We start from the raw sequence: 17,139 nt of genomic DNA, 5'->3' as shown, positions 1-17,139 counted from the left end.
GCCATGAATACGCAAAACACCACTCCGACGCGCAAAGTCCTCGTTGTCGATGACGATCCCCGCCTGCGCGACCTGCTGCGCCGGTATCTGTCGGAACAAGGCTTCAACGTCTTCGTCGCCGAAGACGCCAAGGAAATGGGCAAGCTCTGGCAGCGGGAGCATTTCGATCTCCTGGTACTGGACCTGATGCTGCCTGGCGAAGACGGCCTTTCCATCTGCCGCCGCCTGAGGGGTGGGCACGACAATACGCCCATTATCATGCTGACCGCCAAGGCCGAGGAAATCGACCGTATCGTCGGCCTGGAAATGGGCGCGGACGACTATCTCTCCAAGCCGTTCAACCCGCGCGAACTCCTGGCGCGCATCAACGCCATCCTGCGCCGCCGCGGTACTGAAGAGCACCCGGGCGCGCCCAGCCAGGAAAATGAATCCATCGCCTTCGGGCCTTATGTCTTGAACCTGTCGACGCGCACGCTGACGCGCAACAACGAACAGGTGCCGATCACGACGGGCGAGTTCTCGGTGCTCAAGGTGTTTGCCCGTCATCCGAAAATCCCCCTGTCGCGCGACAAGCTGATGGAACTGGCGCGCGGCCGCGAGTATGAAGCGTTCGATCGCAGCCTGGACGTACAGATTTCCCGCCTGCGCAAACTGATCGAACCGAATCCCTCCAAACCGGTATTCATCCAGACAGTCTGGGGACTGGGTTACGTCTTCGTGCCGGACGGTGGCAGCTGAAACCTGATCGTTCCCGGGGCAGGAACGCCGCAACATGCTCCGCTTTCGCAGCGCCCTGAAAGCCATGACGTCGCGCATACGTCTGGGCCTGTTCGGCCGTACGTTCCTGCTGCTGGCCACGCTCATGCTGGTCAGTCTGGGCGCCTGGCTGCAGGTTTTCTTCAGCATGGAACTGGGCCCGCGCGCCAATCAAATGGCGCAGCGGGTGATTACGGCCGTCAATATCACGCGCACCGCGCTGGTCTATTCGCAAGCGGACGAACGCAGCAAGCTGTTGCTGGACCTGGCCACCAATGAAGGCATACAGGTCTACCCGCGCGAACTCACCGACTTTGCCGAGCCCCTGCCCAATGACGACTACTGGCAGCGGGTGGCCGACCATATACGCAGCCGGTTCGGCCCCGAAACGCAGATCGCCTGGGGCGTGAACCAGGTGCCAGGGTTCTGGGTCAGCTTCCAGATCGACCATGACCTGTACTGGCTGGTGTTCGAGCGGGAACAGATAGGTCTGACCGGCGGAATCGAATGGCTGGGCTGGGGCGCGACCGCGCTGCTCCTTTCGCTGGTCGGCGCGGCGGTCAGCGTCGGCTTCGTCAACCGCCCCTTGTCCCGCCTGGCACGCGCGGCCCAGGTCCTGTCGCGCGGCGAAACGCCCGCGCCGCTGCCGGAGAACGGGCCGCTGGAAATCCGCGACCTGAACGCCTCCTTCAACAGGATGGCCAAGGACATCCGGCAGACCGAGGCCGACCGCGAATTGATGCTGGCGGGGATATCGCACGATCTGCGAACACCGCTCGCGCGCATGCGCCTGGAGATCGAGATGAGCGGCGTGTCGGAAGACGCGCGCCAGGCGATCGACGACGATCTGGCCCAGATAGACCATAGTATCGGGCAGTTGATGGAATATGCCCGCCCGGCGGGCACCTTGCCGCAGATGGCCACGGATGTTTCCAACGTGCTGGGCGAGCTGCTGGATAGGGAGCGCAGCCACACGGCTTCCACCGGTGGCGAAATCGAAGCCTTCATCACGCCGGGCTTGCGCGCCCGCATCACCGCGCTGGATCTCAAGCGCATTGTCAGCAATTTGCTGGAAAACGCCCGCCGCTACGGTCGCTCGGGCGATGGCCAGGCCCATTTGTACATGGGCGTGCAATCCGAGGGCAATATCATCGCCATCGAAGTGTCCGACCGTGGGCCGGGCATCGCCGCCGACGACGTGGATAGACTGCTGCGTCCTTTCTCCCGCGGGGAAGCCGCCCGCACCGGCGTCAGCGGAGCGGGACTGGGTCTGGCTATCGTTGAACGCCTGCTCAAGCACGTCGGTGGCACGCTTAAAATGCTGCCCCGCCCGGGGGGCGGGCTGACGGCAAGGATAGAATTACCCAAAGCGCGACTTAGGAATTATCAATTAGACAGTGAAACCTAATAGCGTAGAATTACACGTCTGAATTTCGTCACCCAAAACGCAAAACGCAAGGAGTCCACATGAAAACTGTTGGCGACAAACTCGAGCCTTTCAAGGTTGTAGGCGTCAAGCCCGGCTTCAACCAGCATGAAGAAAACGGCGTATCCGCCTTCGAGGACATCACCGAGAGCTCCTTCCCCGGCAAGTGGAAGGTGATCTACTTCTACCCGAAGGACTTCACGTTCGTGTGCCCGACCGAAATCGTCGGCTTCAACGCGCTGGCCAAGGAATTCGAAGACCGCGACGCCGTCCTGCTGGGCGGTTCCAGCGACAACGAATTCGTGAAGCTGGCCTGGCGCCGCGAGCACCCGGACCTGAACAAGCTGGGTCACTACCAGTTCGGCGACACCACCGGCGCCCTGATCGACCAGTTGGGCGTGCGTGAAAAGGGCGCTGGCGTTGCGCTGCGCGCGACCTTCATCGTCGATCCGGACAACGTCATCCAGCACGTGTCGGTGAACAACCTGAACGTCGGCCGCAACCCGGAAGAAGTCCTGCGTCTGCTGGACGGCCTGCAAACGGATGAGCTGTGCCCCTGCAACCGTAAGGTCGGCGGCGACACGCTGTAATATCCATCGCCCGGTTCGCCGGGCTTTTGCTGCTTCACGCTATAGGTAAAAACTATGGAATTTATCCAAACCATTAAGGACGCAGTGCCGGACTGGGCCAAGGATATCCGGCTGAACCTGGACGGCGTGATCGCCCGGTCCACCCTGCCGGCCGAAGACGCCGTCGGCGCGGCCCTGGCGGCGGCGTTCGCGTCGCGCAGCCCCACCCTGATCGAAGCGTTCAAAAAGGGCCTGTCGGAAACCGATGCGAATGCCGCCCTGACCGCCGCCGCGCTGATGGGCATGAACAACGTCTGGTATCCCTACGTCGAGATGGCGGAAGACGCCCAGTTGAAGAGCCTGCCGGCCCAGCTGCGCATGAATGCCTACGCCACCAGCGGCGGCGTGGACAAAAAGCGCTTCGAGCTGTTCGCCTTGTCCGCGTCCATCGTCGGCAAATGCCACTTCTGCGTGCAATCGCACTACGCCTTGCTGAAGAAGGAAGGCTATACGGTGGAACAGCTGCGCGACGTCGGCCGCATCGCGTCGGTGGTCAATGCCGCCGCGCTGGTGCTGACCGCGCAGGGCAAGTAAGCACTCTGGCCGAAACGCCGGCCGGGTAAGCGTGGCGATCGAGCGCCGCGCTTGCCCGTTTTTTTTTGCGCGTCTTGCGTCGCCGCGCGGCCCGCCCGGCGGCTACGCGCCGTTGGCGCCCGCCAGGCCGCCAGCGCGCGCCAGCAAGGCGACGACCGTCGCCGCGATGCCTTCCTTGCGGCCCAGATAGCCCAGGCCCTCATTGGTCTTGGCCTTGATGTTCACCACGCTTTCGTCCACGCCCAGGTCGGCGGCGACGTTGCGCACCATGGCCGCGGCATGCGGGCCTATTTTCGGCGCCTGCGCGTGCACGGTAGCGTCGATATTGACGACGACCCAGCCGGCGGCCAGGACCTTGGCCATGGCGGCGCGCAGCAGCACGCGGCTGTCGGCGCCCCGATAGGCCGGATCCGTGTCGGGGAAATGCCGGCCTATATCGCCCAGCGCCGCGCCGCCCAGGATCGCGTCGGTGATCGCATGCAGCAGGACGTCCGCGTCGGAATGCCCCTGCAGGCCGTGCGTGTGGGGGATGGTGACGCCCCCGATGATCAGCGGACGGCCCGTCACCAGCGCATGCACGTCAAAACCCTGGCCGACGCGGAAGGGAATACTCACAGCCATTTCTCCATTAAGGCAAAGTCTTCGGGCCAGGTGACTTTGAAATTGCGCATGACGCCTGGCACCAACAGGGGAGCGTGGCCCGCGGCTTCGATGGCGGAGGCTTCGTCCGTGACATCGACGCCGCGGTCTTCGGCATCCCGCAGCGCCTGGCGCAGCAGGCCGGCGCGGAACATCTGTGGCGTCTGCGCCAGCCACAATTCCTGACGATCCACGGTGCGCATTACACGCCCGGCGCCCGCCTTGACGGTGTCGCGCACGGGAAGCGCCAGCAGGCCGCCCACGGCGTCCTCCAGGCAGGTGTCGATCAGGCGCGCCAGCGCATCCGCGGGCAGGCCGGGACGCGCGGCGTCGTGCACCAATACCCAATCGTCCTCCGCCGCGCCGCTATCGGCCAGCGCCTGCGCGACCGTACGAGCACGCGTCGGGCCGCCGCAGGGGCGCCACACGGTGCGCGGCAGGCCGGCCAGCGCCGTGTCCACCCAGGCGTCGCCGGCCGAGACGGCGACGCGCACTTCGCGTATGCGCGGATCGGCCAACAGCGCAAGCACCGTATGCCGCAGCATCGGCTGCCCGGCCAGCGGCTGGTATTGCTTGGGAACGCCGCCATGGCCGGCGGTCAGGGCGCGAGCGCCGACGCCGGCGGCAGGAACGAGCGCAATCAGGGAAGCAGACATAGGCCGGAGATTTTATAATCTTCCTTCTCATGCCTGCAGATTTCCCCCCTACTCCCGCGGCGCCGCTGGTCCCGTCGACGGACTCCACCCTGGCGGCCCTGAAACCCGGCACCCGATATACGCAACCCCGCCCTCCCGGCTCGGGGGACGCGTGGCTATTGGCCGACCTGGCCAGCCGGGCCGGCCGACCCCTGCTCGTACTGACCGCGGACCCGCTGGAAGCGCAACGGCTGACGGATGAAATCGTGCTGTTCGCCCCGCAGCTGCGCGTGCGCCAGCTGCCCGACTGGGAAACCCTGCCCTACGACGCGTTTTCACCGCACCACGATCTGATATCCGAGCGCCTCAAAACGCTGGACGCGCTGATGCGGCGTTCCGTGGACGTGCTGACCGTACCGGTGACCACCGCGCTGTACCGCCTGGCGCCGCCGGCCTTCATGGCGGCCTATACGTTTTCCTTCAAGCAGCGCGACAAACTGGACGAAGCGGCGCTGCGCGCGCAGCTGACGCTGGCCAACTACACGCATGTCACGCAGGTCACCGCGCCCGGCGAATTCTGCCTGCGCGGCGGGCTGATCGACCTGTTCCCCATGGGTTCGGCCGTGCCCTACCGGCTGGATCTGTTCGATGACGAGATCGAATCGATACGCGCCTTCGACGTCGATACCCAGCGCAGCCTGTACCCGGTCAACCAGGTGCAACTGCTGCCGGGACGCGAATTCCCGATGGACGAAGAAGCGCGCAACCGTTTCCGCGCGCGTTTTCGCGAGCTTTTCGAAGGCGACCCCACGCGTGCCCTGCCGTATCGGGACATGGGCAACGGCATCGCCTTCGCCGGCATCGAATACTACCTGCCGCTGTTTTTCGACCAGACCGCGACGCTGTTCGACTACCTGGCGCCGTCCACCATCACGGTGACGATCGGCGACATCGACGACGCCATCCGCCGCTTTGCCCAGGACACCGGCAGCCGCTACAACTTCCTGAAAAGCGACCGCGAACGACCGGTGCTGCCGCCCTCGGCGCTATTCCTGGATGCGGACTCGCTGTTCGGCCAGTTGAAGGAGTTCGAGCGCCTGGCCCTGACGGCCGAGCGCGGCCACCCGGACATCGGCCCGGCCCCCGATGTGGCGGTGACGCGGCGCGCCGACGATCCCGTGGCCCGCCTGCGCGCCGTCGTCAACGCCGGCAAGTGGCGGGTGCTGCTGTGCGCGGACTCCGCCGGCCGGCGCGAGACGCTGGCGCAGATGCTGGCCGAATTCGACCTGGCGCCGGACTTCGAAGCCGCCTCCATCGAAGACTTCCGCGTGTCGGCGGCGCGCCTGGCGCTGCTGGCGGCGCCGCTGACGTCCGGCTTCAGCCTGCCGGCCGAAGGCATCGCCTTCATCACCGAAAACGATCTGTATCCCGGGCAGGCGGCGGTCAGCCGGCGCGGCCGGCGCGAACAGGAACGCGCCAGCAATGTCGAAGCCATGGTGCGCGACCTGTCCGAACTGCGCGAAGGCGATCCGGTCGTCCACGCGCAGCATGGCATCGGGCGCTATCACGGCCTGGTGAATATGGACATGGGCGAAGGCGAGATGGAGTTCCTGCATCTCGAATACGCCAACGGCAGCACACTGTATGTGCCGGTCTCGCAGCTGCACGTCATCGCGCGCTACAGCGGCGCCGACCCTGAAGCCGCGCCGCTGCACCAGCTCGGCTCCGGGCAATGGGACAAGGCGCGCCGCAAGGCCGCCAAGCAGGTGCGCGACACCGCGGCCGAGCTGCTGGACCTGTACGCCAAACGCGCCGCGCGCGAAGGCTATGCCTTCAAGCTGCAGGTCAACGACTACGAAGCGTTCGCCGAGGGCTTCGGCTTCGAGGAAACCGCCGACCAGGCCGCGGCGATCAGCGCCGTGATCCAGGACATGACCTCGGGCAAGCCCATGGACCGCCTGGTCTGCGGCGACGTCGGCTTCGGCAAGACCGAAGTCGCGCTGCGCGCGGCCTTTCTGGCGCTGGCCAACGGCAAGCAGGTCGCCCTGCTCTGCCCCACCACCCTGCTGGCCGAACAGCATGCGCAGACCTTCGCCGACCGCTTCGCCGACTGGCCGGTGCGCGTGGTCGAGCTGTCGCGCTTCCGCTCCGCCAAGGAGGTCGCCGCGGCGATCCAGGGCATCAACAACGGCAGCGTGGACATCGTCATCGGCACGCACAAGATCCTGTCGAAGGACGTGCGCTTCAAACAGCTGGGCCTGGTCATCATCGACGAAGAGCATCGCTTCGGTGTCCGCCAGAAAGAAGCGCTGAAGTCGCTGCGCGCGGAAGTCGACGTGCTGACGCTGACCGCCACGCCCATACCGCGCACCCTGGGCATGTCGCTGGAAGGCATACGTGATTTTTCCGTCATCGCCACCGCGCCGCAGAAGCGCCTGGCGATCAAGACCTTCGTGCGCCGCGAAGACGGCAGCACCATACGCGAGGCCCTGCTGCGCGAACTCAAGCGCGGCGGCCAGGCCTATTTCCTGCACAACGAGGTGGAAACCATCCACAACCGGCGCGCGCGGCTGGAAGAACTGGTGCCCGAGGCCCGCATCGCGGTCGCGCACGGCCAGATGGGCGAGCGCGAGCTGGAACAGGTGATGAAGGGCTTCTACGCGCAGCGCTTCAATGTGCTGCTCTGTACCACCATCATCGAGACCGGCATCGACGTGCCGACCGCCAACACCATCGTCATCCATCGCGCCGACCGCTTCGGCCTGGCGCAGCTGCACCAGTTGCGCGGACGCGTGGGACGCTCGCACCACCAGGCCTATGCCTATCTGCTGACACCGGGCGAAGATGCGATCACCTCGAACGCCAAGAAGCGCCTGGAAGCCATCCAGGCCATGGAAGAACTCGGTTCCGGCTTCTATCTGGCCATGCATGACCTGGAGATCCGCGGCACCGGCGAAGTGCTGGGCGAATCGCAGTCGGGCAATATCCAGGAAGTCGGCTTCTCCATGTACACCGACATGCTGAACGAAGCCGTGCGCGCGCTGAAGGCGGGCGAAGAACCCGACCTGGAAGCGCCCTTCGGCAAGTCCTGCGAAGTGAACCTGCACGCGCCGGCGCTGCTGCCGGCCGACTACTGCGCCGACGTGCATGCGCGGCTGGCCGTGTACAAGCGCCTGTCGCACGCCGAAGGCGAAGACGACCTGATCCGCATCCAGGAAGAACTCATAGACCGCTTCGGCAAGCTGCCCGAATCGGCGCAGACCCTGCTGGCTACGCACCGCCTGCGGCTGGCGGCGCAGGCGCTGGGCATCATCAAGATCGACGCCAGCGAAGCGCAGGCGCTGATTCAGTTCGGGCCGAACCCGCCCATCGACTCCATGCGCATCATCGAACTGGTACAGAAGCAGCGGCACATCAAGCTGGCCGGACAGGACAAGCTGCGCGTCGAAATCAAGGGCCAGCAGATACCCGCGCGTGTCGATGCGGTGCGCACGGTGCTGCGCGCCCTGGCATGATCCCGAACCGATAAATATCCCACATGAACACCCACCATCTCGTCATCCAGTCCCCCGCCCTGACAGCCGATCATTGCGAACAGGCAGCCGCGCTATCACAGGCCCAGGGGCTGCTGCGCCTGAGCGCCACCGCCGCGCGGCTGCTGGACGTGCAGCACGACGATGCCACCCGCGCTGACTTGCGCCAGTGGTGCGAATCGGCGGGCGTGGACTACGCCTTCATGCCCAAGGGCAGCGCGCTGTCACAATGCAAGGTGCTGGCAATGGATATGGACTCCACGCTGATCAACATCGAGTGCATCGACGAGATCGCCGGCGTGGCGGGCGTCAAGGACAAGGTCGCGGCCATCACGGAAGCCGCCATGCGCGGCGAGATCACCGATTTTGCCGAAAGCCTGCGCCGCCGCGTCGCCTTGCTGGCCGGCCAGTCGGCGCAAGCGCTGGAACAGGTGTACCGCGACAAGCTGCGCCTGAATCCCGGCGCGGAAAGCTTGATCGCCTCCGCGCGGGATGCCGGCATCAAGATTCTCCTGGTATCGGGCGGATTCACCTTCTTCACCGAGCGCCTGCGCGAACGACTGGCGCTGGACGAAGCGCATTCCAATACGCTGGAAATCGTCGACGGCAAACTGACCGGCCGGGTGCTGGGCGACATCGTCGACGCGGCCGGCAAGGCGGAACGACTGCGCGCCTTCGCGCAGCGCCATGGCGCCGCGTCCGAACAGATCATCGCCATGGGCGATGGCGCCAACGACTTGAAGATGCTGGGCCTGGCCGGATATTCGGTGGCCTACCATGCCAAGCCGGTAGTGCGTGAGCAGACACGATTCGCCTTGAACGTATCGGGCCTGGACGGCGTGCTGAACTGGTTCGAGCACTGACCGCGCGGCGCCGCGCGCGACACGCGCCACCGGACCGTTGAAAAATCATCTCCAAATTTAGAATTCGCGCGCGGCCTAGAGATTTCTGAACGACGCGCGGGTGGCACGCGCCCAGAATGGATCACAGGGATGACGCAAGGGCGCCGTCCCGCCCGCCGGCCCTGGCCGGCCGCACTGATCCGCAGGAGATGACCATGCCACCGAACGTACACCAGTTGGAATACAAACGGCGCGAGCTGCAAGCGATGATGGACGCGCGCGCGCGCCTGCCGCCCTCGCCGGCGCAGCAGCATGCGCAGCACGAACGCAGGCGGCAGGAGATGTTCGATACGGTCCTGACGTATATGAACGCCATGCTGGATGGCCTGGATATTCTGGCCGATGGCAGGCCGCTGCCCCAACAGGAAGCACGCGACTGGGTCGATACCCTGATCGAATGGGCGCCGCTGATCGCGCAGGTTCCGTTCGGCAGCGGCCCCGTCAAGGCGCCGGTGCAGATGGCCGTCAAGGGATTCAACAAACTTGCCATCAGGGGATACACGGCGCCGAAGCTGGAAAAGGCCGTGAACAACGGCGTCGCGCTCTCCGGCCTGGCGCCCGTGTTCACGACGCCCGAAGGATGGGCGGAGAAGATCTCGGCCGCCGCATCCGTGATGGGCTATACCGCGCACGGCGCCGCCCAGACCGGCGCGCATCTGGCGCTGCCCTTGGGCGTGAAGACCGCGCTGGCGCCCTCGCTGGGTAATCTGCTGGTGCAGATTTCGCACTGGACCTCCGCCACCGCGACGACTTTCGGACACGTGGCCACCTGCATCGCCGCCGTGGGACCGGCAATGTCGGCGGGAATGGCGGCCATGAACGTGGCGCTGTCGTACAGCAAGTTCGACGCGGTGCAGGCCATCGCCGAGCACTACGGGCACTATCAATGCACCTGCCTGCAGCACGTGCAGAAGATCGCGAGCATGAGCACGGATGCCAATATGGATCGTGCCCTGGCGCTGCACCCCGTGTTCGCGCCGGGCGTCGCGGCCAAGGCCATCGACAGCAAGGCCCACTGGGCAGCCAACAAGATGCGCGGCCCGGAGCAGAGGACACACCGCGGCGGCTATGCCATCGCCACCGGCCTGTGGGAGGGCGCACAGGCGCCTTCCATGCACAAGGCCTACAAGACGAACCAGCTGCTGGTCTCGTCGGGACGCTGCCCGGTCGCACTGCTGGCGATCGCCACCCTGCTCGGGAGCAATGCGGATCCCATGAAGGGATGGCAGGACGCCGTGGCTGCCATCAAGGCGGACCGCGGCGAGGGCCCGCCCAAGATCAAAGGGAAAATCGCCTGAGCGCCCCGGACGTGGCCACCCGCGTGGACATGGCCGCGCGGGTCCGGACGGCCACGACGACAGTTACGACACAAGGCCCTGGGCGAGGCCATCCACGGCCTGTGCAAGGCTGGCCAGGTCCGCGCCGCCGTACCGGCCACAAGCTGGGTATCGTATGATGGTCTCGCTCGTTTGGAACCTTTTGATATGACGTCACCATGAACAATGATATTCAGGAATCGTGTGTCCCCGCTGGCCTGGATACCCCTTCCACGCCCCTGCGGCGGCAGGCGGAAGATGCGCTGCGCAAAACCATTCTTTCGGGCCGATTCCAACCCGGCGACCGTCTCAAAGAACGTGAACTGATGCAGCTGCTGGACGTCAGCCGCACGCTGGTGCGCGAAGCGCTGCGCCAGGTCGAAGCCGAAGGCCTGGTCGAGGTCATGCCCAATCGCGGTCCCGTGGTCGCGGTGCTGACCTACGAGGAGGCCGAGGAAATCTACGAAGTCCGCGGCATCCTGGAAGCGCAGATCTGCGCCGGCTTCGCCCTGCGCGCACGCAGCGAACACATACAGAGCCTGGCTGCCACGTTCGACGCGCTCGCCGCCGCCGCGCGTCGCGGCGACATTGAACAGACGGTCACGCTCAGCGATACGTTCTACGACACCATCGCCGCCGGCTGCGGCAACCAGTTGCTGGGCAATATGCTGCGCCAACTGCACAACCGGATCGTGCTGTTGCGGCGTACCTCATTGTCGGAACCCAGCCGGTTGCCGGAAACGCTCTATGAACTGACCCAGATCTTTGAAGCGCTCAAGACGCGCGATGAAGCCGCCGCCAGCAAAGCCGCCCTGCACCACGTCCGCCAGGCGGCGCGTACGGCACTCCGGGTACTGCGAAACCGCCAGCACTAAGTGTTATCCATTAAATTGTAGTACCAAACACGATTTTTTATCGTTTTGATAGTACGATCTGCATCGTCATTCACGTTCTCGGACGGCTGGCGGTGCATTGCCGCGGCCGGACTTTGCCAAGGAGCAGCGCGGTCATGAAACGCAGATCATTCACCACGGGGGTATTGGGACTCCTGGCGTCAGGCGCCGTGGGCCGGCCCCGGCTGGCCAGCGCCCAAAGCCAGCCATTGCCTGCCCTGGTCACCCTGGTGGTGCCCTTCGCGCCCGGCGGCGGCGCCGATCAACTGGCGCGCGAGTTCGCCCACTTCGCCCAATCCCACGCGCCGGGCACCACCTTCGTCGTCGAGAACAAACCCGGCGCCAACGGCGCGATCGCGACGCGCCACGTCGCGCGCCAGAAGCCGGACGGCTCAACGTTGTTGCTGGGTACGTCCAGCACCCATGTGCTGGGCGCGCTCATCGCCAAGACGCCGGCCGCCGAAATCGTCAAGGACTTCAGTCCCATCACGCTGCTGGCCACCACCGCCAACGCGCTGGCCGTTGCGAGCGACTCGCGCTGGAAGACATTGGACGCTTTTCTGGCCGACGCGCGCCAGCAGGCCTTGACCTACGGCACCTTCGGCACCGGCTCATCGGCGCACCTGTACGGCCTGCTGCTGGCGCAATCGACCGGGGCCAAGTTGTCTCATGTCCCGTACAAGGGCTCTGGACAGGCAATCACCGATCTTATGGGCGGCCACATCGACGCGGTTTTCCTGACCGACAGTGCGCTTGAAAGCCTGGCTCGCGACGGAAAAATCCGCGTGCTGGGCGTGACGGGCGAGACTCGCACGCGCGTATTCCCGGACACCCCGACGTTCGAGGAGCAGCAGGTGCGGCAATTGGGCTTCAGCGGCTGGTTCGGCGTGTTCGGCCCCGCGGGCACTCCCGCGCCCATTTGCGATGCTGTCGCGGCGCTGGCGGGGCAACTGGGCAAAGACGATGCGGCCCGCCAGCGCATGATAGGACAAGGCTACGACTGGGTCGGCTCCACGCCGGCGGCGCTGCAGGCGGCAGTGGAAAGCACCATCGCGATCTATCAAAAAGTCCTGGCAACGGAATCGATGGATCTGCGCGGATAGCGCACGCCCCCACGCCTGCGATCCGGAAGCGCCGGGACGCAGCCAGGTACCCATGCGCGACGGGGCGCCGAGACGGACCCCGTCGTCCCAGGCCCGTTCTTATACGCCCTCGTTGCGCTGGTCACGCAGAAACGCACCCACGGCTTCGGCAAAACGGGCAGGCTGGTCGTCATGGATATAGTGGCCCGCATCCGCGATCTCGACCGCGCGTATATGCGGATTGAGGTCGCACATGCGTTGCACCATGTCGGGTTGCAGATAATCCGAGCGACCGCCCCGCACCACCAACGTATCGCATGCAATCGCTTGCACGTGCGGCTGAAGATCGACGATCCGCGCGGGGTCGGGATTCAATCGCGTCGCCGCGATCCCCGCATGATCGTAGCGCCAGGTAAAGCCGCCGTCCGCCGCCGGCTTGAGCATGCTGGCCAAGCGCTGCTGGCGCGCCGCTTCACTGACAGTGGGGCGCAATGCACGCATGAACGCCGCGGCCTCGTCCCATGATGCAAACCGCTCGGGCGTGGTCTGAAGCTCCTGGCAGATACGCGTGGCGCCCGCACTGACTTCGAACGCGCCGGGACCGGCGTCTTCGATGACCAGCCGACGTACCCGCTGCGGATGGCGCGCCGCGAACACGATAGCGTTGATGCCCCCCATCGAATGCCCCAGCAGGTCGAACCGATCCAGTTCCAGCCGGTCGGTGATGGCCTCCAGGTCCGCCACATAGGCATCCACATAATAGTTCCAGCCTGGGTCCCAATCGGAGTCGCCGCGGCCACGCTGATCGAAGGCGATCACTCGCCATCCCGGCTGCAACGTTGCCGCCAATCGCGAGAAAGTCTCGGCGTAGCCGCGTATGCCATGCAGCATGACGATGGGATAACCATCGGCGTTGCCCCACTCGGCCACGTGAAAACGCAGCCCGGATACCTTCAACGAATAGTCGCGCCGATTCATGTTCATCTCCCAGGCTACGCCTCAATACAGACCGTCCAGACCCTTCACCTCGGAAGCGCGCAAGCCTCCCAGGCGCGCGTTGAGTCTTCCACGCGTTGCGAACGCCCAGGCCAGGACGACCTCGTCGCGGTTCGGCCCGTCATTGAACTGGGCCGTGACGGTGTCATAGTGCGACCGCACATAAAGCGCGTCCTTGTGGGCCAGCGGAATATCGATGGCCGTGCCCGGCACGCCCCGCTTGCCGGTCGATGGTACCCATGATTTCGCTCCACCCACGCCTTCGCGCACGGGGTTGGCGGCGGGGTTGGTCAGCAGCGCATTGCCATGCTCATATTCCCCATCGGTCCCCACCAGGCAGGCCTTGCCGTAGCTCTCGATCGCCTGTCCCCCGGCTGCCTCCCGGATGCGGCGGGCGAATTCCCGTCCCAGTTCGGGCGAGGCATCGATCCACGCGGACAGGTCGTCGACGTAGGTTCCAGCGTAGGGGTTGTGGATGCATGCCGCAATAACGATCTTTCGCAGCGGCTCTCCGTCGGCGGGCGCGCCAGTTTCTCCCGCCAGGGAGTCCTCGATCTGGAGATACCACTTGCGGATGTGGAAGGCACTGAAGTTGGGGCTTTTCATCGGGTATGTCTCTTTACTGGCAGCGGAATTGGAAAGGCAGGATTTGCGCGGAACAACCGCGCCTGGCGCGGCGCGGCCGGTCCCGACGCGGCTCGGATCGGTTACGCGGGCGGAAGCCTGGACTGCGGATGCGCCTTGACGGGCGCGACGAACGGCGTCCACGCCACCGAGGTGATCTCGCTGAACTCCCGCCATTCCTTGAACCAGCTGCGTCCGCCGTCCATCGAGCGGAACAGATGCCCATACTTCGTGCCGGCGAACACCAGCGACGGATCGGCCGCGTGCGTGCCGAAGGCCCAGAAGGTAGAGTTCGGCGCGGTGTGCAAAAGCGCGGCAGTCCAATTGCGGCCACGGTCTTCGGAGCGGTATATCCGCGTCCGCGAGCCGGGCGTGCCGTCACCGATCGCCAGCAATAGCACATCGTCCGCGCCCGGCAAGGGCTGGATCGTGCGGGTGTAGTACATACCATCGAAGCGGTCCGCTGAACTGGCGCCGTCCCAAACGCCTTCGCCGCTGTCGACATTGGTGTAGACCGAATTGACCGAACAGATCAGATGCGTGTGCGGTGCCTGCCCGCGCGCGGGCAGAATACTGATGCCGTGAATGTCGCCACTGACGATGCCGCTGGCGGCGGTATCCACCCGCTGCCAGGAGTCGCCGCGATCACGGCTGCGCCAGGCGCCGCCCTCCTCGACGCCGAACCAGACTTCGCTATTGGCCGGGTCCACGGCAATTGCCAGGATGCGCGGCCGGTTCACGCCCGCGCAGAACTCGGGCAACTCGACTGGCAAGGCCTGCCACGTCTGGCCGCCATCGGCCGAACGGAACATGCGCGCGCGCGACGGCGCGCCGGTACCGGCGTACACCAGTCGGGGGTCGCGCGGGTCCAGCGCCAAAGCCCAGACGGTCTGCCCGTCGGCCGGTGAATCCAGCCGGCGGAAATGTGCCCCGCCATCGGTGCTCAGGCAGATGCCGGCATCCGCGCCGGCGAATACGCGCGCGGGATCGGCCGGATCGACAGCCAGGCAACGCACCACCCCGTCGAATTCGATCGCTTCTTTCAAACCTAGCCGATGCCAGCTCGCCCCGTCATCGACGCTGCGCAATATGCCCTGTCCTGCCGTACCCACCAAGATTGTGCCTTGCATGATGTCGTCCTTCCCCTCTGGGATATCGATGCCGGGATGGCGGGCCGCCTTCCTGGCGCTCCCGTTCAGTCGGGGGCCGGGCCTGCCACCGCGGGCACGCCGACCCGCGCGCCGGCGGCCGTTCGTGGCCACGAGTGTTTCCCCTAGTTGGAAACAGACCGGTGCCACGCGAGAATTGTAGTACCAGATTAAATATTTTTCTATTTTGGTAGTACGATTTTTCCAAGAACACGCGATTCAACATGATGTTCCGGCGCGGCGGTGCATGCCAAGGGCCTCGCAACATCGACTGGAAAGGATGGGCCAATGAAGTTCTATCACGAGGTTCGGGGCTGCTCGCTGGCGGTCGATATCGTCGCGCGGGAGCTCGGCATCCCGCTGGATCTGCAATGGGTCGACATGCGCACCAAGCGCTTGAGCGACGGGACGGATTATCTGCTCGTCAACTCGAAGGGCACGGTGCCCACCCTGCGGCTACCCGACGGCCAGTACCTCAGCGAAGGGGCCGTCATCATGCAGTACCTGGCCGACCAGCGGCCCGACGTGCCATTGTTTGCGCCGCCCGGATCGCTGGCGCGCTACCGCATCATGGAATGGATGAGCTTCATCGCGGCGGATCTGCACAAGGGCGGTTTCATGCCGTTGTTCAAGGCGATCACGCCGCCGGAATACAAACTGATCGCGCGACAGTATCTGCAAGGCAAGCTGCAATGGCTCAACGACCAGTTGCAGGGACGCGACTTTCTGATGGGATCCGCGTTCACGATCGCGGACGCTCACTGCTACACGATCGCCATGTGGACGCGGGCGCATGACATAGACACCACCGGCTGGCCCCATCTGCAAGCCTATCTGGCCAGGGTCGGCGCGCGCGCCAGCGTGCGCGCGGCCGAGCAGGCCGCCCATGAAGAAGGTATGCGCCAGCGCGCCGTCAGCCCGTAAGCGCCCCCTTCCCAGCCCCCCGTTCCGACAGGAGAACCCTCCATGAACATGCTGGTCCGTATGGCCTTCTTGTGCCTGGGCGCGCTGTGCGCCGTGCATGCCGATGCCGCGAGCCCCGCCACGGGTCCGATACGTCTCATCGTGGCCTTTCCTCCGGGCGGAGGCACAGACGGAGCCGCCCGCATCATTGCGGAAAAGCTGCCCGCCCTGCTGGAGCAACCCATCATCGTCGAAAACCGCGGAGGCGCCGGAGGGACCCTGGGCGCATTGAACGCGGCGCGTGCCGCGCCAGACGGCAATACGCTGTTCCTTGGCACCAGCGCCGAACTGATCATCAATCCCGTGACCCGCAAGACGGCGCCCTATGACGTGCTCAAGCAATTCACGCCCATAGGCGAAGTCGGCAGCGTCAGCTTCGTACTGGTCGTGCCCGCCGCCTCGCCCATCACGAGTGTGCAGTCGCTGATCGCGCGGGCCAAAGCACAGCCCGATCGCCTGAACTTTTCGTCGTTCGGCATAGGGTCCACCAACCATATGATCGGTGAGCTGTTCCTGTCGCGCACCGGCGTCAGGGCCACGCACATCCCTTACCAAGGCAGCGCGCCTGCCATGAGCGCATTGCTGGCGAACGAGGTCGACTTCACGTTCGAAACCGCGGCAGTCGCCTTGCCTCTCATTAAATCGGGAAAACTACGTGCGTTGGCCACGCCTTCCCCGGCACGCCTGCGCGACCTGCCGGACATTCCCACCCTGCGGGAACTGGGCTTTCAGGACTTGGCCGCGGAGGGCTGGATGGGACTGTTCGCACCGGCCAATTTGCCGCCGGACGCAGTGGAACGGCTCAATGCCGCTTTGACCAGCGTGTTGCAAATGCCCGATGTACGGGAAAAGCTGACGGCCAGGGGCGTCGAGGTGTCTCCGGATTCGGCCCAACAGTTCCGCGATATGCTCGCGGGCGAACAGCGAAAGTGGCGGCGCGTGGCGCAAGAGTCGGGCATCTCGCTCGACTGAACAACCCCTGTTCGTGCCTGGCGGACATCGGGACGGACGCGGTCATGGCCGCCGGGGTCGGGACGGCCGTGGCGGCAGCCGTCCCCCGCTG

Annotated in this window: 16 protein-coding genes; 11 read left to right on the top strand and 5 right to left on the bottom strand. The window is 65.3% G+C overall.

Annotated elements, in window-relative coordinates:
* Nucleotides 1-3 precede the first annotated feature (3 nt).
* From risA to ACNA0R_RS23715, 4 genes are read left to right on the top strand one after another with little or no spacing between them, the layout of a single operon-like run.
* On the top strand, nucleotides 4-738 hold the full coding sequence (risA, locus tag ACNA0R_RS23730) for a response regulator transcription factor RisA (RefSeq protein ID WP_066639002.1): 735 nt from the start codon (nucleotides 4-6) through the stop codon (nucleotides 736-738).
* Nucleotides 739-772: 34 nt separating this feature from the next.
* Nucleotides 773-2,164 carry a sensor histidine kinase RisS gene (gene risS, locus ACNA0R_RS23725; protein WP_415828531.1) on the top strand — a complete coding sequence of 464 codons (1,392 nt, stop codon included), beginning with the start codon at nucleotides 773-775 and terminating at the stop codon, nucleotides 2,162-2,164.
* Between the two features lie 59 nt (nucleotides 2,165-2,223).
* Nucleotides 2,224-2,772 carry a peroxiredoxin gene (locus tag ACNA0R_RS23720; RefSeq protein WP_415828530.1) on the top strand — a complete coding sequence of 183 codons (549 nt, stop codon included), beginning with the start codon at nucleotides 2,224-2,226 and terminating at the stop codon, nucleotides 2,770-2,772.
* Nucleotides 2,773-2,826: 54 nt separating this feature from the next.
* A complete protein-coding gene (locus ACNA0R_RS23715) occupies nucleotides 2,827-3,345 on the top strand; it encodes a carboxymuconolactone decarboxylase family protein (RefSeq protein WP_415828529.1) in 519 nt (172 codons plus the stop codon).
* Nucleotides 3,346-3,447: 102 nt separating this feature from the next.
* Here ACNA0R_RS23715 and ispF read toward each other — a convergent pair whose 3' ends face one another.
* Together ispF and ispD are read right to left on the bottom strand one after the other, a co-directional pair.
* Nucleotides 3,448-3,960, bottom strand: coding sequence for a 2-C-methyl-D-erythritol 2,4-cyclodiphosphate synthase (gene ispF / locus ACNA0R_RS23710; protein ID WP_415828528.1), 513 nt, complete (start codon nucleotides 3,958-3,960; stop codon nucleotides 3,448-3,450).
* Nucleotides 3,957-4,640 (bottom strand): 2-C-methyl-D-erythritol 4-phosphate cytidylyltransferase, encoded by a 684-nt coding sequence (ispD, locus tag ACNA0R_RS23705; RefSeq protein ID WP_415828527.1) that lies wholly within the window; start codon nucleotides 4,638-4,640, stop codon nucleotides 3,957-3,959. Before ispD ends, ispF begins: the two co-directional genes overlap by 4 nt.
* A 29-nt stretch (nucleotides 4,641-4,669) precedes the next feature.
* On the opposite strand from ispD, the gene mfd reads away from it, so the two are divergent.
* The 5 genes from mfd to ACNA0R_RS23680 all read left to right on the top strand — a co-directional run bounded on the left by mfd (nucleotide 4,670) and on the right by ACNA0R_RS23680 (nucleotide 12,366).
* Entirely contained in the window at nucleotides 4,670-8,134 is a 3,465-nt protein-coding gene (gene mfd, locus ACNA0R_RS23700; protein ID WP_415828526.1) for a transcription-repair coupling factor, read from the top strand.
* Between the two features lie 23 nt (nucleotides 8,135-8,157).
* Nucleotides 8,158-9,015 carry a phosphoserine phosphatase SerB gene (gene serB / locus ACNA0R_RS23695; protein ID WP_415828525.1) on the top strand — a complete coding sequence of 286 codons (858 nt, stop codon included), beginning with the start codon at nucleotides 8,158-8,160 and terminating at the stop codon, nucleotides 9,013-9,015.
* A gap of 194 nt (nucleotides 9,016-9,209) precedes the next feature.
* Nucleotides 9,210-10,352 (top strand): hypothetical protein, encoded by a 1,143-nt coding sequence (locus ACNA0R_RS23690; RefSeq protein ID WP_415828524.1) that lies wholly within the window; start codon nucleotides 9,210-9,212, stop codon nucleotides 10,350-10,352.
* 197 nt (nucleotides 10,353-10,549) lie between these two features.
* Nucleotides 10,550-11,245, top strand: coding sequence for a GntR family transcriptional regulator (locus tag ACNA0R_RS23685; protein WP_415828523.1), 696 nt, complete (start codon nucleotides 10,550-10,552; stop codon nucleotides 11,243-11,245).
* 134 nt (nucleotides 11,246-11,379) lie between these two features.
* Nucleotides 11,380-12,366: a Bug family tripartite tricarboxylate transporter substrate binding protein gene (locus tag ACNA0R_RS23680; RefSeq protein ID WP_415828522.1), complete on the top strand. Its 987-nt coding sequence runs from the start codon at nucleotides 11,380-11,382 to the stop codon at nucleotides 12,364-12,366.
* Between the two features lie 99 nt (nucleotides 12,367-12,465).
* Here the strand turns inward: ACNA0R_RS23680 and ACNA0R_RS23675 are convergent, their stop codons facing one another.
* The 3 genes from ACNA0R_RS23675 to ACNA0R_RS23665 all read right to left on the bottom strand — a co-directional run bounded on the left by ACNA0R_RS23675 (nucleotide 12,466) and on the right by ACNA0R_RS23665 (nucleotide 15,095).
* The gene (locus tag ACNA0R_RS23675) at nucleotides 12,466-13,323 is read right to left on the bottom strand and encodes an alpha/beta fold hydrolase (protein WP_415828521.1); all 858 of its coding nucleotides are present in this window, start codon (nucleotides 13,321-13,323) and stop codon (nucleotides 12,466-12,468) included.
* A 21-nt stretch (nucleotides 13,324-13,344) separates the two neighbouring features.
* Nucleotides 13,345-13,947: an amino acid synthesis family protein gene (locus ACNA0R_RS23670; protein ID WP_415828520.1), complete on the bottom strand. Its 603-nt coding sequence runs from the start codon at nucleotides 13,945-13,947 to the stop codon at nucleotides 13,345-13,347.
* 101 nt (nucleotides 13,948-14,048) lie between these two features.
* Nucleotides 14,049-15,095, bottom strand: a complete 1,047-nt coding sequence (locus tag ACNA0R_RS23665; RefSeq protein WP_415828519.1) for a WD40/YVTN/BNR-like repeat-containing protein — start codon at nucleotides 15,093-15,095, stop codon at nucleotides 14,049-14,051.
* A 306-nt stretch (nucleotides 15,096-15,401) separates the two neighbouring features.
* On the opposite strand from ACNA0R_RS23665, the gene gstA reads away from it, so the two are divergent.
* Together gstA and ACNA0R_RS23655 are read left to right on the top strand one after the other, a co-directional pair.
* Complete coding sequence (gene gstA / locus ACNA0R_RS23660; RefSeq protein ID WP_415828518.1) at nucleotides 15,402-16,037, top strand: glutathione transferase GstA; 636 nt, start codon at nucleotides 15,402-15,404, stop codon at nucleotides 16,035-16,037.
* Nucleotides 16,038-16,079: 42 nt separating this feature from the next.
* Entirely contained in the window at nucleotides 16,080-17,048 is a 969-nt protein-coding gene (locus ACNA0R_RS23655) for a Bug family tripartite tricarboxylate transporter substrate binding protein (RefSeq protein ID WP_415828517.1), read from the top strand.
* Nucleotides 17,049-17,139 lie beyond the last annotated feature (91 nt).

It is taken from the genome of Bordetella sputigena (assembly GCF_965137885.1).
Classification (GTDB): domain Bacteria; phylum Pseudomonadota; class Gammaproteobacteria; order Burkholderiales; family Burkholderiaceae_B; genus Bordetella_C; species Bordetella_C sputigena.
Note: the sequence above shows the minus strand (reverse complement) of the source record. Positions and strands in the feature narration are given on the sequence as shown.